This is a genomic window from Alkalihalobacterium sp. APHAB7, from assembly GCF_048323755.1.
Lineage (GTDB): Bacteria > Bacillota > Bacilli > Bacillales > Bacillaceae_F > Alkalihalobacterium.
Map to the genome: position 1 here is coordinate 25,343 of NZ_JBLWFS010000005.1, position 19,871 is coordinate 45,213.

At 36.9% G+C, this 19,871-nt stretch carries 19 protein-coding genes; 3 read left to right on the plus strand and 16 right to left on the minus strand.

Annotation, left to right across the window (positions count from 1 at the left end; genetic code table 11):
- Positions 1 to 243 precede the first annotated feature (243 nt).
- The 6 genes from ACNSTQ_RS07055 to ACNSTQ_RS07080 form a co-directional block, all read right to left on the minus strand.
- Positions 244 to 927, minus strand: coding sequence for a metal-dependent hydrolase (locus ACNSTQ_RS07055; protein ID WP_418199150.1), 684 nt, complete (start codon positions 925 to 927; stop codon positions 244 to 246).
- 65 nt (positions 928 to 992) lie between these two features.
- The gene (locus ACNSTQ_RS07060) at positions 993 to 1,847 is read right to left on the minus strand and encodes a YitT family protein (RefSeq protein ID WP_418199151.1); all 855 of its coding nucleotides are present in this window, start codon (positions 1,845 to 1,847) and stop codon (positions 993 to 995) included.
- Positions 1,848 to 1,980: 133 nt separating this feature from the next.
- Positions 1,981 to 3,099, minus strand: a complete 1,119-nt coding sequence (gene ald, locus ACNSTQ_RS07065; RefSeq protein WP_418199152.1) for an alanine dehydrogenase — start codon at positions 3,097 to 3,099, stop codon at positions 1,981 to 1,983.
- A gap of 134 nt (positions 3,100 to 3,233) precedes the next feature.
- Complete coding sequence (locus ACNSTQ_RS07070) at positions 3,234 to 3,608, minus strand: hypothetical protein (protein ID WP_418199153.1); 375 nt, start codon at positions 3,606 to 3,608, stop codon at positions 3,234 to 3,236.
- Positions 3,609 to 3,828: 220 nt separating this feature from the next.
- Positions 3,829 to 4,587 carry an SDR family oxidoreductase gene (locus ACNSTQ_RS07075; RefSeq protein WP_418199154.1) on the minus strand — a complete coding sequence of 253 codons (759 nt, stop codon included), beginning with the start codon at positions 4,585 to 4,587 and terminating at the stop codon, positions 3,829 to 3,831.
- Positions 4,588 to 4,800: 213 nt separating this feature from the next.
- Positions 4,801 to 4,950, minus strand: coding sequence for a hypothetical protein (locus ACNSTQ_RS07080; protein ID WP_418199155.1), 150 nt, complete (start codon positions 4,948 to 4,950; stop codon positions 4,801 to 4,803).
- 181 nt (positions 4,951 to 5,131) lie between these two features.
- Between ACNSTQ_RS07080 and ACNSTQ_RS07085 the strand changes: the two genes are divergently transcribed.
- Both ACNSTQ_RS07085 and ACNSTQ_RS07090 read left to right on the plus strand, forming a co-directional pair.
- Positions 5,132 to 5,572, plus strand: coding sequence for a universal stress protein (locus ACNSTQ_RS07085; protein WP_418199156.1), 441 nt, complete (start codon positions 5,132 to 5,134; stop codon positions 5,570 to 5,572).
- 420 nt (positions 5,573 to 5,992) lie between these two features.
- Positions 5,993 to 6,790 (plus strand): ATP-grasp domain-containing protein, encoded by a 798-nt coding sequence (locus tag ACNSTQ_RS07090; RefSeq protein ID WP_418199157.1) that lies wholly within the window; start codon positions 5,993 to 5,995, stop codon positions 6,788 to 6,790.
- A gap of 279 nt (positions 6,791 to 7,069) precedes the next feature.
- Here ACNSTQ_RS07090 and argH read toward each other — a convergent pair whose 3' ends face one another.
- Together argH and ACNSTQ_RS07100 are read right to left on the minus strand one after the other, a co-directional pair.
- Positions 7,070 to 8,458 carry an argininosuccinate lyase gene (gene argH, locus ACNSTQ_RS07095; RefSeq protein ID WP_418199158.1) on the minus strand — a complete coding sequence of 463 codons (1,389 nt, stop codon included), beginning with the start codon at positions 8,456 to 8,458 and terminating at the stop codon, positions 7,070 to 7,072.
- A complete protein-coding gene (locus ACNSTQ_RS07100; RefSeq protein ID WP_418199159.1) occupies positions 8,455 to 9,675 on the minus strand; it encodes an argininosuccinate synthase in 1,221 nt (406 codons plus the stop codon). The genes argH and ACNSTQ_RS07100 overlap by 4 nt, the downstream gene beginning before the upstream one ends.
- A 268-nt stretch (positions 9,676 to 9,943) precedes the next feature.
- Between ACNSTQ_RS07100 and ACNSTQ_RS07105 the strand changes: the two genes are divergently transcribed.
- Positions 9,944 to 10,258, plus strand: a complete 315-nt coding sequence (locus ACNSTQ_RS07105) for a hypothetical protein (RefSeq protein WP_418199160.1) — start codon at positions 9,944 to 9,946, stop codon at positions 10,256 to 10,258.
- A gap of 115 nt (positions 10,259 to 10,373) precedes the next feature.
- Here the strand turns inward: ACNSTQ_RS07105 and ACNSTQ_RS07110 are convergent, their stop codons facing one another.
- From ACNSTQ_RS07110 to ACNSTQ_RS07145, 8 genes are all read right to left on the minus strand, one after another.
- Positions 10,374 to 11,207: an EcsC family protein gene (locus ACNSTQ_RS07110; RefSeq protein ID WP_418199161.1), complete on the minus strand. Its 834-nt coding sequence runs from the start codon at positions 11,205 to 11,207 to the stop codon at positions 10,374 to 10,376.
- Positions 11,198 to 13,651 carry an AAA family ATPase gene (locus ACNSTQ_RS07115; protein WP_418199162.1) on the minus strand — a complete coding sequence of 818 codons (2,454 nt, stop codon included), beginning with the start codon at positions 13,649 to 13,651 and terminating at the stop codon, positions 11,198 to 11,200. The genes ACNSTQ_RS07110 and ACNSTQ_RS07115 overlap by 10 nt, the downstream gene beginning before the upstream one ends.
- 29 nt (positions 13,652 to 13,680) lie before the next feature.
- Positions 13,681 to 14,607 (minus strand): 3'-5' exoribonuclease YhaM family protein, encoded by a 927-nt coding sequence (locus tag ACNSTQ_RS07120; RefSeq protein WP_418199309.1) that lies wholly within the window; start codon positions 14,605 to 14,607, stop codon positions 13,681 to 13,683.
- A gap of 427 nt (positions 14,608 to 15,034) precedes the next feature.
- Entirely contained in the window at positions 15,035 to 16,222 is a 1,188-nt protein-coding gene (locus tag ACNSTQ_RS07125) for an acetate kinase (protein WP_418199163.1), read from the minus strand.
- A gap of 424 nt (positions 16,223 to 16,646) precedes the next feature.
- A complete protein-coding gene (locus tag ACNSTQ_RS07130) occupies positions 16,647 to 17,642 on the minus strand; it encodes a class I SAM-dependent methyltransferase (RefSeq protein WP_418199164.1) in 996 nt (331 codons plus the stop codon).
- Between the two features lie 234 nt (positions 17,643 to 17,876).
- On the minus strand, positions 17,877 to 18,377 hold the full coding sequence (gene tpx, locus ACNSTQ_RS07135; RefSeq protein WP_418199165.1) for a thiol peroxidase: 501 nt from the start codon (positions 18,375 to 18,377) through the stop codon (positions 17,877 to 17,879).
- Between the two features lie 216 nt (positions 18,378 to 18,593).
- Complete coding sequence (gene ytfJ / locus ACNSTQ_RS07140) at positions 18,594 to 19,076, minus strand: GerW family sporulation protein (RefSeq protein WP_418199166.1); 483 nt, start codon at positions 19,074 to 19,076, stop codon at positions 18,594 to 18,596.
- 94 nt (positions 19,077 to 19,170) lie between these two features.
- Complete coding sequence (locus ACNSTQ_RS07145) at positions 19,171 to 19,827, minus strand: DUF2953 domain-containing protein (RefSeq protein ID WP_418199167.1); 657 nt, start codon at positions 19,825 to 19,827, stop codon at positions 19,171 to 19,173.
- Positions 19,828 to 19,871 lie beyond the last annotated feature (44 nt).

A 19,871-nucleotide genomic window follows, 5' to 3' on the forward strand; every position in this document is an offset into this window, starting at 1 on the left:
CCAAAATCAACGGATATCAACAGTATTATTTAACATAGCTTTTATATTAATTAGAAACCGGATGTCACTTAGTTAGTAAAAACCGGTTTGTGTTTCTCCAGTTATATTGAGGGGCTTCTGTTCATAGAAAAAAGTACAACCTTTCAGATCTTCAGTAACAAAAAGAACTGAGTGTGGCAAAATGATATACTTCATATCTACATAAAAAGGACAACAGCACCTGTTGTCCTTTCTTCCTAACACTTATAATTCAAAGCCTTCTCCAGCTTCTAAAACTTTTCCTACACCTTCAGGCAGTTTTTCAACAAATTGGTTTCCATCTTGCTCAATGACAGGGAATGTATTGAAATGAATAGGTACAACTTGCTTGGCTTGAAGCCACTTAACAGCAACCGTTGCATCCTCTGGTCCCATTGTAAAGTTATCTCCGATAGGTAGAAAAGCTACATCAATCGTATTTAGTTCACCTATCATTTTCATGTCTGAGAATAACGCCGTATCCCCTGCATGGTAGATCGTTTTTCCTTCAACAGTAAGCAATATACCACTTGGCATACCTGTATAAATAATTTCTTTTTCTTCTTCTTTCACATAAGCTGAACCGTGAAACGCTTGTGTTAATTTTACTTTGCCAAACTCAAACGTATGAGAACCACCAATATGCATTGGGTGGACATTCACCCCTTGCCAGCCTAAATACGTTGCTAATTCAAATGGTGCGACAACTAGTGCATTATTACGCTTTGCCAGTTCAATAGTATCTCCTACGTGATCGTTATGACCGTGAGTTAGTAAAATAACATCTACTTTTACGTCATCTGCCTTTAAATCGGTTTGTCCATTACCTGAAATGAACGGGTCTATAATAATAGACGTACCATTGGTTTTAATCATCACAACAGAATGACCATGATAAGAAATTTTCATTATCTTCAGCTCCTTTTTTTCGTGTCTACACTAATGAATACGAGGTTATAAGATTATTTCCTGCTCTAATTTTTCGACGAATTTGAGTCAGGGTACACTCGCTTTTTCTTAATTCCTTGAGTTTCCGTCACAAAGGATGCTTCCAGTACGGCAATAGGATCTATTGTTAATACAACTTCCTTCAGCTTCGGGTACATAAAGCGGTTTGTAATACAATAGATGATGAGTCGTTCATCACCAGTATATCCACCTTGCCCATGAAGATAAGTAATTTGTACATCTAATTCTTTTAAAAGACTCTCTCCTACCTCATACGGACGGTCTGAAATAATCATTACCGATTTCCCTTGATTGAAACCATCCAACACAAAATCAATCATTTTCGAAACAATATAAAAAACAGCAATCGAAAACATTGCCTTTTCTAGCGTAAAAACAAAAGCAGCTGCCGTTAAAATAAGAGCATTAACTGCCAATAAAAACGTGCTAATCGGAATATGAAAGCGTCTTTGCATCCAAATTGCAATCATTTCAGTTCCGTCGACTGCACCACCTGATTTTACAACGAGCCCGACCCCAACTCCTAATAATAGTCCGCCGTAAAGAACAATTAACACTTCCGAAGAGGTGATGGCTGCCATTGGTGCTAACCACATAAGACCTATTGTTGTCACAACATTGGCATAGATCGTCCGTATAACAAACCGTTTCCCCATAAAATTAGCTGCAAACAATAAGGTAGGAAGATTTAAAGCAATATAAACGACCCATATCGGAAATCCCCATACGGAATTCACCATAATAGAGATCGCTGTTACTCCACCATCGACTAAACCATTTGGAGCCAGAATTAATTCAAGACCAGCAGCAGTGATTAAGGAGCCAATCGTCAGCAGTAAGTAATCAATTATTTTCTTCATTCGTTTCCCCTTTTGCTTTTCATCTTACTATTATTTTAACATATGCCCTCTTTCTCTCTTATATCAAAGGCTTGTAAAAATATTTAACAGCAAAAAAAACTAAAGAGTATTCTCTTTAGCCTTTTTACGAATTTTACGATTGAAGAAGTTCCAGTGCATTCTTGTATTCTAACCCTTGAGCTTCAGCAACAGCTTGATACGTAACATAGCCATCTAGTGTGTTAATTCCTTTTATCAGCGCTGAATTATCAAGACAAGCTTGACGGTATCCTTTGTTTGCTATTTGCGCAGCAAATGGGATCGTAACATTCGTTAAAGCAATCGTTGATGTTCGAGGAACTGCCCCTGGCATATTCGCCACTGCATAATGTAAGACACCATGCTTTTCGTACGTTGGATCATCGTGAGTCGTAATACGATCTGTCGTTTCAAATATCCCACCTTGATCAATTGCTACGTCAACTACGACAGAACCGGGCTGCATCGACTTAATCATTTCTTCCGTAACAAGACGCGGTGCCTTAGCGCCTGGAATAAGGACCGCTCCAATCACTAGATCCGAATCGCGAACAGCATCAGCAATATTCATGGGGTTAGACATCATGGTGTTGATTTCTTTTCCAAAAATATCGTCAAGCTGCCTTAAACGATCTGGACTTAAGTCAAGGATCGTAACATTGGCTCCTAACCCAATCGCAATTTTCGCTGCATTAGTCCCAACTATTCCTCCACCAATAATCGTAACTTTTCCACGACTAACTCCTGGAACTCCTGATAAAAGTGTTCCTTTTCCACCATTCGACTTTTCTAAAAATTGTGCACCAATTTGCGATGCCATTCTACCAGCCACTTCACTCATTGGGATCAGAAGAGGTAGTGATCCATTTGGTGGTTGTACCGTTTCATAGGCAATTCCAATGACTTTACGATCCATTAATGCCTGTGTTAATTGTCGTTCAGGAGCTAAATGTAAATATGTGAATAAGATCTGACCTTCATAGAAATAATCAAATTCCTCAGCAAGTGGTTCTTTTACTTTCATCACCATTTCTTGAGACCACGCTTCTTTTGATGTTTCCACGATTTTTGCCCCAGCATTTATATACTGATCATCGGTAAACCCTGAGCCGTTTCCAGCACCTCGCTGGATATAAACCTCATGGCCAAGATTGACGAGTGTAATCACACCAGCAGGCGTCATCGCTACTCGGTTTTCATTATTTTTTATTTCGGTTGGAACACCAATCCTCAAAGCCTACACCTCATTTGCATTAGTTAGTTCTATTACTAAATCTTGTATGTCATTTTAAAGAAGCTCCACTTTAGTCATTCCCAAATCTTTATTACCCATTACGAATGACCTCGATTACGCATGATCAATTACGGTTAATCTTTGTTCCATACCCATGTAAACAATTTTCCTTCACCGTTCATCATTCGTATATCGAGTCGCTCGATATCTTTGTAGCCATTTTCCTTTAGTTGTTTCACCATAAACTCCACTTTTGTGCCTTCGCGGAGTTGAATGAGGGAAATCATTGATTGCACCTCTTTTTCTGCCTCTTTCCCTCTTTTTATTACATTACCAGTTTCAAATTCGAATTTATCAGGGTTATCATATTCCCACTCATGTATAATCCCATTTTCGATAACTGTAATGCGAATCGCGAATTTATCCATAAGCTCTGATGCTAGCCCATGAGGTTGAAATGAGAATAAAACGAATAGTAAAACCATTAATAATAATAGCCTCTTTTTCATGATGATCACCTCTAGTATTAAGGTGTTCATTTCATGGAAAATAATACATATTTTCCAATCGTAACTTATATTTTTTCTTACAATTTGTAAATTTTTTATGTGAAAATAAATCGAGGTGAAAATCACTAACGATTTTCACCTCGACCAGAAATCTTATAAGAACACTAACAACACACTAGAAACGACTGAACTAGTCGTTATATTACGATCAATTCTTTAGTTACCTGTGGCTGTTAATGACATCTAAACCACCCGTGATTTCTAGAACAGTTCCAGTAATCATATCGGAATTATCTTGGCAAAGGAAACTTATAGCTCTAGCAATATCTTCACCCGTCCCCGAACGACCAACTGGTGTTTTCTCATCAAAAAAATGGCGTGAATGTTCAATGGTTGCCTCTTTCATTTCACCTAGTATATTGCCTGGACAAACCATATTTACTGTAATGCCGTGTTCAGCTTCTTCGATCGCTAAAGTTTTCATCAAGGATACGAGACCTACTTTTGCAGCTGCATAAGCTGAACGATAGATCCACCCTGGTGCATCGTTTGCCCCTTGAAATCCATATGCAACAATTCGGCCAAACTTCTGTTGTCTCATCAATGGAATAACACCTTTGGCAATATGAAAAAAGGAACTCAAGTTACCTTCTACCATTTCATACCACTCGTCATCTGTGTAATCTACAAGCTTTTTCCGCTCAAATATATAAGGGCCAGCATTATGAATAAATATATCTATTTTGTTGAACCTTTCTATTGAAGATTGGATGAGTTCGTCTAAATCCGCTTTATTAGTAACGTCAGCTTTTACAAACTGAAGCTGATCAGCTTTAGCTTCCCAGCGTTTCTTTAACTTTTCAACTGCACTCACATCGGTGCGATAACTAACCGTTACGGAGTAACCTTCTTCTAATAATTGTTCGGTAACTTTTAGACCAAGCCCTTTCGTACCTGCAGTAACAATCGCATGTCGCATAAACGTCCCACCTTCCACGTATTGGAACTACCTCTACTATATTGATCATACAATGAAAGGGACATGAAGTAAAAAAGATTGCACTACTGTTTACATTAAGTTTATGTAAAAAATCTTTCGTAGGTTGTCGCTCTTGCAAACGCAGGCTTTAAAGAACAACGAACTTTAGATAAAAAGAAGGCTGACTTCTAACTGTCAGCCTCACCCCTTAACTTACCCTTGTCGTTCGTCATTGTTTTGCTGTTGTCCATTTGCACGATCATCTTCGGTTGTTCCAACACGGTATGAGTCCATAATTTGTTCTAGCACCATCATTTCGCCATCCTCATCGTAGACCGTACCCGTTAACTTATGTTCTTTCATATGAAGCCCCCCTTCTGATCATTGAGACAAGTTTATTATTTAACAATTCATGAACTTTTATTACCAGCTGGATTATTATTAGAATGTTTTGATACAATGTTATTGTGGTAATAAAATACAACAAGATAAGCCACGTGGTTAAATTATAAATTCACAATTTTTTTTAGGGGAGTAGATATCAATGGAAAATAATTATCGTAATGTTTTAGTAGCAGTAGACGGTTCTGAAGAAGCAAAGTTAGCTTTAAACAAAGCTTTTACGGTTGCAAAAAAAGAAAATGCACATTTATTTATTGCACACGTAATCGACACTCGCACTTTTGCTACTGTTGAACAGTATGATCGTACAGTTGTCACCCGTGCGGAAAATTATGCAAAGGAACTTCTTGAAGAATATAAAGCAGAAGCTGAAAAAGCAGGGGTTGCAAACATTACAACAGTTCTTGATTTCGGCTCACCGAAAGTTAGAATTCCTAGAGATATCGCTAACAAACATGAAATAGATCTAATTATCACCGGAGCTACAGGTTTAAATGCTGTAGAGCGTATTTTAATCGGAAGTGTTTCTGAGTCAATTACAAGAAGTTCGAAATGTGATGTATTAATTGTTAGAAATAAATAAGTAATCTATAAATAAATGAAAGAGGATGGCACATTTGTCATCCTCTTTTCTATGGAAGCAACCATCTATGAGAAAGGCTCTTTTCTAAGAGATTGTTGCTTTTAGCTATTGGACCGTAACCAAGCGAATGCTTGGTTACGGTCCAATAGCAACAAAGTTTACGAAAACAGCCTTGAGATAAGAGTCATTAGAAAAAATTGTCTTTTTTCCCCTAAAAAAAGTGTTGAAATTCTTCTCCCAATCAGTAAAATTAGATTAGGTAAAAAACGCTTTTTATTTAACTACCGTAACTTTTTACTTCCATACTCACAACACAGGAACCCTTTTAGTTTTTTGAATATTTGAAATACTTTTATTCAAATGGTTTCTTTTATTAAAAAAAATTACAACAGAATATTGTTTAGGGAGAGAACAGAAGAAATGAAACATATTACATTTAACCCTTATCGTACTATAGGTATTCCGAATACTACCTATTTAAAATCTGATTCTATGTTTCAACATATTAAGCAAATCAAAGAGTCTGATTGGGTTTTGTTTCCTGAGTATTGGCAAGTAAATTCACTCGTTTACGGTTTAAATAAAAAGATCTTTCCTAGCGTTAACTCTTATCATTTAGGACATGACAAAATAGAAATGACCCGCGCCTTACTTTCTATTTGTCCTCAAAATGTGCCTTATACACTCATTTTACCGAATAATCAGTCCGGTTTTGAAACAGCTTTAAATGAAATGCCATTTCCGTTTATCGCTAAAGAAGTAAGAAATTCTATGGGCAAAGGTGTTTACCTCATTAATGACGTCACTGAGTTCCGTGAGTATGCATCTATTAGTAATGTATTATATGTACAAGAGCATTTACCAATAAATCGTGATATGAGGATCGTCTACGTTGGTGATGATGTTATAGCTGCTTATTGGCGAGTAGGTAATGGAGAGAGCCACTTAAACAACGTTTCACAAGGTGGGGAAATTGTATTAGAACTTATCCCGCGAGAAGCTATTGATCTAGTAAAACATGTAGCTCAAACATTAGGAATTAACCACGCTGGCTTTGACGTTGCCATGGTCGGTGATCAATTTTATATATTTGAATTTAACATTTTATTTGGAAACGTAGGATTTCAACAATTAGATGTTTCTGTAGAAGAAAAAATTGTAGAGTACATGCAAAAAGAAGATAGTAAATTGAGTATAGATACGATGTTTGTTTCTTAATAAATTAACGTTAAAAGGTAACGGAAAACTAATTCCGTTACCTTTTTTTATGTTTCGTATTTCGTAATGAAGATCTCTTATTAAATATAACAGGTTTTATTTATTATTGGCTGTTTACGTAAACTTTGTTGCTATTGGACCGTTTTTTGAATATAAATCAGCCCTAATGGATAAATTCATTTATCCATCTGGCTGATTTCTATTCAAAAGCTTCACGCTAAAGCGTGAAGAACCAAGCTTTCGCTTGGTTACGGTCCAATAGCTAAAAGCAACATTCTTTTAGAAAAGAGTCTTATTATTTAATAAGGTTTCAGCTTTTTCTAGCGCAAGTTGCACTTGAGCAAAGCCTGTACCACCAGCACTATTTCTACGAGCAACTACTGTTTTCGGTTGTAGTACTTCGTAGATATCTTCTTCAAATAATGAACTTGCTTCTTTATAATCCGCAAATGGCAGGTCTAGCAGGAAATGTCCTTGTTGGATACAATGAAGAACTAGCTTTCCTACCACTTCATGAGCATCACGGAATGGCATTCCTTTACTTGCTAGATAATCAGCAAGCTCAGTTGCATTTGAGAAGTCAGAATGCGTTGCTTTTTCCATCACATCTGTATTAACGGTCATTGTCTCAATCATACCCGTAAAGATCTTTAGTGAGCCTTTAACCGTTGTTACCGCATCAAACATTCCTTCTTTATCTTCTTGCATATCTTTGTTATACGCAAGTGGCAGACCTTTAAGAATTGTTAACAAGGAGAATAAACTTCCGTAAACTCTTCCTGTTTTTCCACGAATCAGTTCCGCCATATCCGGATTTTTCTTTTGCGGCATAATACTGCTTCCAGTAGCAAATGCGTCATCTAGTTCAATAAAGCGAAACTCTTGTGAAGACCAAAGAATGATTTCCTCACAAAGCCTTGATAAGTGCATCATCAAAATCGAAGAACCGCTTAAGAATTCTAAAATGAAATCACGATCACTAACTGCATCTAGACTATTTTCATAAATTCCATCGAATCCTAATAATTCTGCACTGTAATGGCGGTCGATTGGAAACGTAGTACCAGCCAACGCACCTGCACCAAGTGGAGAAATATTAACTCGCTTTAACCCATCTGCATAACGGTTATAGTCTCGTTCTAACATCCAAAAATAAGCCATTAAGTGATGGGCAAACGATACGGGCTGCGCACGTTGTAAATGTGTATACCCTGGAATTAGCGTTTCAATATGCTGTTTGCCTTGTTGAACTAAAGCGTTTTGCAGGTTTTTAATCTCTAAAAGAATTTCTTCCATTTGCTTACGTAAGTATAAATGCATATCTGTTGCTACTTGATCATTTCGACTTCTACCTGTATGAAGTTTCCCACCGACTGGACCGATCTCATCAATTAAGAACTTTTCCACATTTAAGTGAATGTCCTCATTTTGGACAGAATATTCAAGTTCACCGTTTTGAGCTTTTACTAAGATCTTCTGTAAACCTTCAGTAATTTTCTCAACCTCGTCTTCTGTTAAAATTCCACACTTGCCGAGCATTTTAACATGTGCAAGACTGCCTTCGATGTCTTCTTCTACGAGTAGTTGGTCGAAGCCGATAGAGGCGCCGAATTCATCGACCCACTCTTCGGCTGTTTTTGTAAATCGACCACCCCACAACTTACTCACAGTTTGACCCCCTTCTGGCTGTTAACGTCCTTGTTTACTTTACTGCTTACTTTTGTTGGTAGGCCCCAAAGTTTAATAAATCCAACTGCCGCATTATGGTCAAACTCATCATCAGTTGAGTAAGTCGCTAACTTCTCATCATATAATGAGTATTCTGATTTACGACCTTCAACGATAGCATGCCCTTTAAATAATTTTACACGAACAACACCCGTTACATTCTTTTGAGTTTCCGCTAAAAATGCTTGAAGTGCTGGAGTTAATGAAGAGAACCATAAACCGTTGTAAATCAGCTCAGCTAGTTTTTGGCTGATCACCGGTTTAAAGTGTGCTACATCTTTTGTTAATGTTAAGTCTTCTAATTCTTTATGTGCTTTTATTAGTGTCATCGCACCTGGACACTCATACACTTCACGAGATTTAATACCTACTAGGCGGTTTTCAACGTGGTCGATACGTCCAACCCCATGTTTACCTGCAATTTCGTTTAATTTTAAAATAAGTTCATGCAGTTCATACTTTGTTCCATCTATAGAAACCGGTACACCTTGTTCAAAAGCAATTTCTAAGTACTCTGGCACATCAGGTGTTTTCTCAAGAGGTGCTGTCATTTCATATGCACCTTCTGGTGGAGTCGCCCAAGGATCTTCTAATACTCCACACTCGTTCGCACGTCCCCAAAGGTTTGCATCGACTGAATACGGATTGTCTAAGTCAATCGGAATAGGAATATTATTATTTTTTGCATACTCAATCTCCTCATCACGAGACCAACCCCACTCACGAACTGGCGCGAGTACTTCTAAGTCTGGGTTTAAAGCTTGAATAGACACTTCAAAACGAACTTGGTCGTTTCCTTTTCCTGTACAACCATGTGCTACTGCATCAGCACCCACTTGTTCTGCAATTTCAACTAGCTTTTTAGAAATAAGCGGACGTGATAGTGCTGAGACAAGTGGATATTTTTGCTCATATAATGTATGAGCTTGAAGTGCTGGTAATACAAATTCTTCTGCGAATTCTTTCTTTGCATCAATTGTATAGGACTGAATAGCTCCCACTTTAAGAGCTTTATCTTTAATAAAGTCTAAATCCTTACCTTCACCAACATCTAATCCAACTGCTACAACATCGTATCCTTGATCGCTTAACCATTTAATCGCAACTGATGTATCTAATCCTCCAGAATATGCTAGCACCACTTTTTTCTTACTCATGTTATTCCCTCCAATAATATATGAATATAAATTCTCTGTGTATAATTTTTATGCATTGATGTTTTAAAAAATAAGAGGATCAATGTCCTCTGCTGAATGAATAAATTTAAATGAAAACTAATTATTATTCATTACTTTATCAACTATCTTCCTTTTTGGCAATAGGCTAAATTAAAAAAATGTATAATCTTTTTCTTTTTACGTTTTCACTATCTATATGTTTAAATCTCGAAAAAGTTCATGTAAAATTACTATAGGGGGTGGAGAAGTGGATTATCAATTTATTTATGATGAGCGTTTAGGAATAAAGCTTCCCGACTTTGATAAAGACTGGGATGAATATACATTTTCTACACAAACAGAAATTTTACTTCAATGGGAAAAAATACGTGGAAGTATACCTGATAGAATTGCTGATTTAGAAGTATTAATTAATAAGAAACAAGCTGCACTAAATAATGAAGAGAACTTTCAAAAGTCATGTGAGTTAAATAGTGAAATCTCAGAATTAGCTTCTATTATTAATGATTTATGGATTTGGTATCGTACCAATCAAAATATAAGCGATAAAGTTCATCAATAACAAAGCTGAGAATACACTTGCAGAGAAAATACGAAATAATATCCTATATCCTAATTGGAGTATAAATTGTAAATTTATACTCCAATCTCTTCGTAATTAAGGGTACATTTTTACCTTAATTTCTTTCAAGTAATAACCTTTTCTGATAAAAACGCTGCGCTACTTCAGTCACTTGTCTGGAAAACTGATAGTTCATCGTTGCTCCAAAAGCCATACCGATAAGTGGTACCCCTTGAATTAATTTTTTTCGCAGTAACATGATAACCATTGCTTTTACTAATTGTCTCAATGGTTGCTGGATCCAAGAAATGTCTGCAATTTCCTCATTTCCTGTATAAAACCACTCATCATTGTCTGCCGTCTGCACTTCGTTCCATAATGCATCCCATGCACCACCTTGTAAGTCTTTAGGAAGTGAGGCCACATGGAAAACTTTTAGCGCAATCATCATTTCTGATGGACGTTTTACATCATAGCCATAAGATAAGGCTATAAGTTGAATGGCTCGCATATTCATTGCGATCATCGCGGGCAGGTCTATTCCTAATAAAACAATGCCTCCCATACCAGCTACCCCACCTTGCCCTAAAGACAATAAACGTTGCTTAGCCATTTGCTGTTTGGCCATGAAGTTCAATTTTTCAATGGATAACTGTCTTATATCATGAACGTCTTCAATTTCTGCATCAAACACTTTTGCTTGTTCTAATATTCTCTCTCTTGCCTCTTCATGAAATCTTGAGTTCTGGATCATCGCATGTAAATGGAAAAGAAAGTTATCAATTGTCTCTAATACTTTGGATCGTTTTTCTTTAGCCATTTGATCGAGGCTAACATTTACCCATTTTTGATACATCATTTCAAAATCTGTAGGATCATGTTCAAAAAAAGTTTGTTCCCAACGTTCTACTTCAAGTACCAAGCGTTCTTCCTGTACCGTTAATGACACTCCTTTTGTCTCCTTTCGTTTGAACCATTTTTTCGAAACCATTTGACCATTTCATTTAATCGTCTTTCAACGCGATGATAGATCGTTCCTTCTGAGTAGCCGTGCAGTGTATCGTAGGCTCCCGCTTCATACCCAGTAAGAATTTCAATGCCTTCTTGTATCGATTGAATTGCCCAAATGGAAAACTGGTGATCTCTTACTGCTGTAACTACTTCTTCATCTAACATTAAATTTTTGACATTTTGTATCGGAATGATCACACCTTGATTTCCGGTTAAACCTTTCAATTTACATGTATAGTAAAACCCTTCAATCTTTTCATTAACACCACCAATCGGCTGTACTTCACCGAATTGGTTAACAGACCCAGTAACAGCGATCCCTTGGTTAATTGGAAGATCAGCTAAAGAAGATAAAATTCCATAGAGTTCTGTACTAGATGCGCTATCACCGTCCACCATATCATACGACTGTTCAAATGTAATGCTAGCAGCTAAAGGTAACGGATGATCTTTGGCAAACTCACCTTGCAAGTAACCAGATAAAATAAATAATCCCTTGGAATGAATAGGTCCGCTCAAATAAGACTCACGGTCAATATTAATAATTCCTTTTGATCCGATATACGTTCTAGCTGTAATTTTATTCGGTTGGCCAAACGTATAATTACCGGTACTTAATACAGATAAGCCATTAATTTGGCCGACCTTCTCTCCTTCTGTTTCAATCATGATCGTTCCGTCTTCGATAGATTTGTTTATTTTTTCTTCGATTAAGTTTGAACGTTGCTTGCGTTCTTTTAGGGCTTTATCGACATGAATTGCTGTCACATACGCAGCTTCTTCTATCACAGCCCAATAATTTGCTTCTACTAACAACTCTGTGATTTCATGAAAGCAAGTCGTTAGTTTGTTTTGATTGTTACTTAATCGAGTACTAAAATCAATTATTCTTCCAACGGCCTCTTTTGTATAATGCAATAAATTTTGAGTTTTACAATAAGTATGGATAAATGATGCATATTTCATACAATGCTCATCATTTCGTTCCATTTCCACATCAAAATCTACTTTTACTTTAAAGAATTTTTTAAAGTCTTCATCATAAGTATAGAGCAGTCGGTAGATATCGATTGTCCCAATTAAAATCACCTTCATTTCAACGGGGATCGACTCTGGTTTAAGCCCCGCAGAAACGACAGAACTACCGCTGTCCTCTAACAAATTCTCAATTCGCAATTCACCGGTTTTAAGCATTCGTTTTAATGCATTCCAAGAATAAGGATTTGCGAGCAGATCAGACGCCTGAAGAATAATATAACCTCCATTCGCCAAATGAAACGCACCTGGCTTCATCATTGAAAAACTAGTCATCAGCGATCCAAATGCACTTTTGAAATCAAATTTCCCAAATAGGTTCGTGTAGGTAGGATTATTTTCGTGGATGACCGGTGCCCCTTTTACCTCACTATTATCTATAAACACATTCACATGATAACGAGATTCGTCTTTTTTTTCATTTTTTTGTAATAAAGAAGTAAATAAGTCTTCTTCTTCATCCATTGGTGAGTCAATCAAGTCCTGCCAGTTTGCAATAATATCTTTTTCTAAACTCATAATATAGTCAGCCAGCTTATGTTGCCCTGAGTACTTATTTACTAACTGTTCAATATAAGGGTGGATCGTATCCAAGATTGTATTTTCTTCAAGGTCCTGAATACTTTTCTTTAAATCACGTTCTAAAAGAGCGGTTCGTCTGTTAATTTCGGTCAAACGTTTATTAAGCTCTCTCGACTTCTCAGCAATCTGTTGTTTTTGTTCATTTGAAAGATTGCGATAGGTTTCTTCCGTGTGTGCTTCTCTATTTTCATCTAGCGGTATCGCCATTAGGCTCGTTGAATTTCTTTCAATCTGAAAATATTCATTGTAAGCTAGCTCATCTAATTCTTGCCACTCTAAGTTAATAATTTCTTCGTAATATTGAATGATATCAATTTTTGTTTGTTCAAATTCTTTACTAGAAAGCACTTTTTCTATCTCTTGGCGAACTTCAGTGATAAATTCCGTAATGTCTTGCTGAAAAATAACACCTTGACCTGGCGGTAGCGATATCGCAATCGGTTGATCTGAGTGAGCAAAATTATAAACATAAATCCAGTCTGATGGTGTCGATTTTGTAGCAGCAACTTCTTTTACCTTTGATCTTGCAAACGTTGTTTTGCCAGTACCACTTGGCCCTACTAAAAATAAGTTGTATCCTTCTTGTTTAACGGTTAACCCAAAATCAATCGCTTGAACCGCCCTTTCTTGTCCGATCATTTCCCCTGTTAAACTGCCTGCTTCTGCTGTCGTTTCGAATGGGAATTGGCTTGGGTCCATACGATTTGTTAATTGATCAGATGTTAACTTTCTTTTCTCTATTTTTTCTAGCGATACTCGGTTCATCCCCTGTTCCCCCTCAGTTGTCGTCCAATTTACTTACGATTCGTGTACATTCTCCTCTTAAACATCGGTGAAAATGTCCAATCTTCATTGGCGTCAGTTCCTATCATAAAAAGAGCATTCAATTGATTATCTAGTTTATTAATATGTTGAAAAAATATGGCTTCTGCTGTTTTGCTGCTTACCCCGCTTTGCAGGCTATCATTCACGTGACTAGATAAAATACAATGCTTTACTGCTAAAACTTCGGTATCGTCTGTCGAAATTCCTGCTTCTATGGCTCCTTCTAATATCATTTCTATACTTAAGACAACATGACCAATTAATTCACCATTCGTTGTATAGTCTGGTACAACCGGATCACTTAATGCTTTTGTTTTTCCGATATCATGTAAAATACAGACTGCCATAATGACATCTTTATTTATTTGCGGGTATACTTGTAAGAGTTGGGCTGAGGCATGACAAAGTGTAACAATATGCTCGAGTAACCCAGCATAATAAGCATGATGATATTGCTTCGCTGCAGGAATGGTCGTTAACTTTTCGCGGACCTCTTTCTTCCTTAACAGTGTCTTTACTAGTTCTCGAAGCGTTTCACTGTCAATGTCTTCAATAAACATCCGTAACTCTTGCCACAAATCTTCACGTGGAATATTCGCATGATTTAATAGATCATTAATTTCAATCTCGTCTTCTTCCGTCACTAAACGAACCCGCTGGATCGTTAATTGTCGCTGCCCTCGATAAAATGTAATAAGGCCATCCACTTTAATAAGTGCTCGCTTAAGCAACCATTCCTTCTCTTTTTCCGTTACGTCCCATAATTTTGCTCGTATGATTCCATCCTTATTACTTAAAGTGAGAGATATATATTCGCTTCCATTCGTCGCAATGCTCGTTTCACGTTCTCTCACGATGAAAAATTCGACGACACGTTCTCCTTCTTGTTTGTTCATCCAGGTCAATTATGAACACTCTCCCAATAATTCTAAGTTACTTCCATTGTATGCGATCTATATCGTGAATAAAAGTTTTTTACGTTTGGATAAAAGGGCGGCATTTCATTAAAGAAAGGGGGAATATTTGCTGATCGAGAAATGTGGTTTCGAAGAAGGGCTTGCGTAAGTGATTGGAGTCAAAAGAAAAGGGTGTTTTCGTAAACTTTATTGCTATTGGACCGTTTTTTGAATATAAATCAGCCCTAATGGATAAATTCATTTATCCATCTGGCTGATTTATATTCAAAAGCTTCACGCTAAAGCGTGAAGAACCAAGCTTGCGCTTGGTTACGGTCCAATAGCTAAAAGCAACATTCTTATAGAAAAGAGCCAAAGAAAAAGAGGCTAACCATTTGAATGGGACGCCTCTTGAAACTGAATATTATTATTGTGATAATCTCATTGTATCTCTTGCAATCATCACTTCTTCGTTTGTCGGGATGATTAGTACTTTTACAGGTGAATGTGGATAATTGATAAAAGCTTCTTTTCCTCTTACTTTATTTAATGTCGGGTCCCAGTACACACCCATGAATTCTAATCCACGAAGTACGCGTTCGCGAATGACATCACTGTTTTCACCAATCCCTGCTGTAAAGATGATTGCGTCGACACCGTTCATACGAGCCGCATAAGAACCAATATATTTATGAATTCGTGAAGTAAATACTTCTAGAGCCAATTCAGCACGTTCATTACCGTTTTCCGCTTCTTGCTCAATATCTCGAAGATCACTTGAAAAACCAGAAACCCCAAGCATCCCGCTGTTTTTATTTAATACATCTAACACTTCTTGAGCTGTCTTCCCTGTCTTCTCCATAATGTACGGAATTAGCGCAGGATCAATATTACCAGAACGCGTTCCCATCGTTACCCCTGCTAGAGGTGTAAAGCCCATCGATGTATCAATTGATCTACCTCCATCAATTGCAGCAATACTTGCTCCATTTCCTAAATGACAAGAAATTAAACGAATTTGTTCTAACGGACGGTCAAGTAATTCTGCAGCACGTTCGGATACATATTTGTGTGATGTCCCGTGGAAACCGTATTTACGAATGCCGTATTCTTTGTAGTAATCGTAAGGTAAGCTATATAGAAATGATTTTTCCGGCATCGTTTGGTGGAAAGCTGTATCAAACACACCAACTGCTGGTACATTCGGTAAAACTTCTTTAAAAGCTTTTACTCCGACAATATTAGCTGGGTTATGTAATGGTGCTAGTTCAGAAACTTCCTCAATTCCAGCTAATACTTCATCTGTTATTAGAACTGAGTCATTAAATTTTTCACCGCCATGTACGATGCGATGACCAATTCCTTCAATTTCATCTAATGACGAAATAATGCCAAGAGTTGTTAACTTATCAAGTAACATTTTTACAGCAAACGAATGGTCCGGGATATCTGTTGTTTCTTTTTTCTTATCACCGTCAACCTCAATTGTAAAAATACTATCACCTAAACCTATTCTCTCAACGATACCTTTCGTTAACACTGTCTCTTCTGGCATCTCTAATAATTGAAACTTTAGTGAGGAACTACCTGCATTGATTGCTATTATCTTTGCCATTATTATCAACCGCTCCTTTTATTTGTACTGAGTTAATCATTATCACTCATTATCTATAATCAAGTTCTTAATCGTTGGTCATGAGTTGGTAATCCTAGACTAATAATCATATGATGACCATACCTATTTAAACATTGAAATTCAGTATTTTCAACTACATCTACTAAAGTCTTTAAATTCAGAAATGAATACGCTTTTCTTTTTAAAGAGTAACCCATCATTAATGTAACCGAATGTGAAGTTTATTATGTTGAAAAATTCTTAGAATGCGCATGTTACGAAAAGAAAGGCCCCTTGAGGTATTTGACTTGAAAGCCATGAATAACTAATCCCATGGTTTCGTGAACATCAAATATCAAGGAGCCTCTATTATTTTTTTACATCGATCTATTATTTTTTAGGGTATCTAGCGATTTTGGAAATTTTACGACAGATTTAATTCCTCTTTAAACCAACGATCAATTTGCTTTAACATATCTGCCAATGCGTCTTGACGTGAAAAAGATGGCATTTCTGCGAGTAAAGCTTGGCGTGGTTGAATTGCATTTGGCCCCTTTTTCTGCAGGATTAAAATGCTTTTTCCAGATTGTGCGTTTTTAAACATCGTCGGCGGCAATTGTAATAAGCCTAAGATGATTGATTTTTCTTTTAAGTAAGCATTAAGTGCCGGTGATTGATCACTTTCAAATAAGAAGTTAGGAACCAGAAAGATGAGATAGCCATCTTCTCTTGTCAACTCTAGTGATTTTTCAATCATTAAGTGGTGAACGAACGACCGGCCTTCTTTTGCCTTCAACTCATAATCAGCTGCAATGTCTTCGTTTGGATAATACCCTACTGGTAAATCCGATATCATTACATCTACAGGCGCTAAGCTTAACGGGCGAATACTATCTTGGTGGTACAGTTCAATTTCTTGTTGTTGTAAATTCGCACTGACAAACGCTAAATGTAATAGTGTTTCATCCGCTTCTAATCCGTAGCTTTTCGACTGCTTAGGAAGCCCATTCATAACAGCCGTTAGTAGGTTTCCTGTACCCACAGCTGGGTCGCCTATTGTAACTTCTTTCATTTTGCTCGTCACTTTGTTCACTAAATAACTGATAAAAACGGCTACGGTATCCGGCGTAAGAGCATGATTTGGTTGGGTCGCTTCTTTCATACCTTTTAGGACCGCTAACTGTAGTGCTTTTCGCACCTCTTCCTTATGTAATGATTCTACATCGACTTGTTCTAAACGTTGCTTTAATTGCTTTTTCGTAGAAGAAGTGAGTTCTTGCACGACTTCACCTTGAAATAGATTTTCTCCAGCTTCCGCTAAAGCTTCTAAGTAAGTAACGTCAAGCTCTTCTTTTAATAATTCCGCACTCTCATCTATAACCACGAATAGTTTTTCTAAATTAGTTTTTGCTTCTAACATGATTTCTCCCCCGTTCTATTTTTTGCCCATTCGTATATTCTAGCAAAAACATTCAAATAATAAACCTTTTGTGGAGGATTTTTTAATATTGTACGGGATTATTTTCTAAAAAGAGATTTTATAATTGAACTTTCTTTTCATTCCATAGAACAAAATAAGTTCGGTGTAAGCTAGTTCCGTCGCTTACAGCAAAAAAGAGGCTGATGAACTCAGCCTCTTCTGCTTTATGTGTTATTATTGAGCTGCTTTTACAGCTTCGATTGCTGCTTCGTAGTTTGGATGGTTTGTTGCTTCTGAAACATATTCTACATATGTTACTTTATCGTTAGCATCAATGACAAACACTGCGCGAGCTAATAAACGAAGCTCTTCGATTGCAACACCGTATGCTTTACCGAAAGATAAGTCACGGTGGTCAGAAACCGTTTGAAGGTTTTCAATACCTGCTGCAGCGCACCAGCGTTTTTGAGCGAAAGGTAGGTCAACACTTACTGTTAAAACTTGTACATCACCTAGACCCGCTGCTTCTTCATTAAATCGACGTGTTTGTTGATCACAAACTCCAGTGTCAACAGATGGTACTACACTGATTAAACGGACTTTCCCTTTGCTGTCTGCTAATGTTACCGGAGATAAGTCGTTAGCAAGTACTGTGAAATCTGGTGCCGTATCCCCAACGTTTACTTCGTTACCTACTAATGTTACTGGGTTACCTTTAAATGTTACGTTTGCCATAATAAATTTTCCTCCCTTAGTTATTAACATATGTACAGTGTTAATCATAATTTTTTTTAGCAATATTTTCAACCTATTTGTATTTCTACACGTTTGTCTTAATCCCTGCTTCAAGAGCCCTACAAAAAAAGCTAATCCTAAAAATTCATTTTTAAGTGAATATTGACTCCACCAAAAAACGAGAGGTCACAACGTACCCCTCGTTACTAACTCTTTTTAAGTTAAACGATCTGGATCAATATCTTCTAATGTAGAAGTTGTTGAAGTTGTCGTTGTAATTTTTGTTTCATCTTGATTTTGGTTCCCGCCACTACTGCTGTTTACCATTTGTTGAATTTTTTCAACTACTTGTGGTGCAAAATCAAGAAGCTTTTCATATAAGTGCGTACTACTGTCTAGATGAACCATTTTAACACCAGTTGAACTAACAACTAAGAAAGCGATTGGGGTAATGGAAACACCGCCCCCGCTACCTCCACCAAAAGGATGTAGTGTTTCAGTTGTACCTGTCGCTGTTTTATGGTCAACTACGAACTCACTACCACCCGCAGCAAACCCGAAGCCTACTTTCGAAATTGGCATAATAACACTTCCATCAGGAGTTTCAACTGGGTCACCTACAATTGTATTTACATCAACCATTTCTTTTAAATTTTCCATAGCTGTTTTCATTAAGCCTTGAATAGGATGATCTGACATAATAATTACCTCCTGTCATTTTTGTTATATTTCTATTGTCCCCAATTATCAACCTTTTATATCTTAAGTTTTGAATTATGTAGTTGTAATTGAGCTATGCTTTTTCCTCACTTGGTTTCAGTGATGCTGGTCTCCTTTTCCAGTGCCTTAATACAAGAAGACCCGCGATGATAGAATGTCCGATTCTAAAAGAAATTATACATTTAAAATCCGTTTGAGATAGCGTCTGTTGAAAATGGGGGGTAATCGTTAACTTCGGCATATTTCTCATTCTTGTGTAATTAGCAATTAAGCCGACGAGTCCACCTTTTACAGACCAGGCCATTCCTGAAAGGAAGCCTGTTAAAGCAGCATCAGATACACCTATATTTGTCGTCCATCTTATATCCTTAACAGATACACGTTTCAAAAAGCGACGTACAATTTTATGGAACCCGACGACATGCTGTAAAAAATCTTTAACCCTTTCAAGTTCTCTCATAATCCTTTCAAATGTTATTTTTACTTTTTTCTCATCTTCTATTCCACCGATTTCCTGTTCTTCTTCCACAATTAATGATGGAGAGTCTTTATCAATTTTGATTAATGGTGCTTTAAACGTATAAGAGAGAACTTTCCACATGCGAACGCGAACCATTAATTCATCGTCGTCGCCATTATGATAATAGCTGATAAAGATCGTTAATTTTGTTATAGAAATAATAAATAAGAGCAGAAAAATTATTAATATAACGAGAATGATGGTATTCATTCTAATCACCATTTCATTTTAAGATTATATTAAGTCGTAACCTT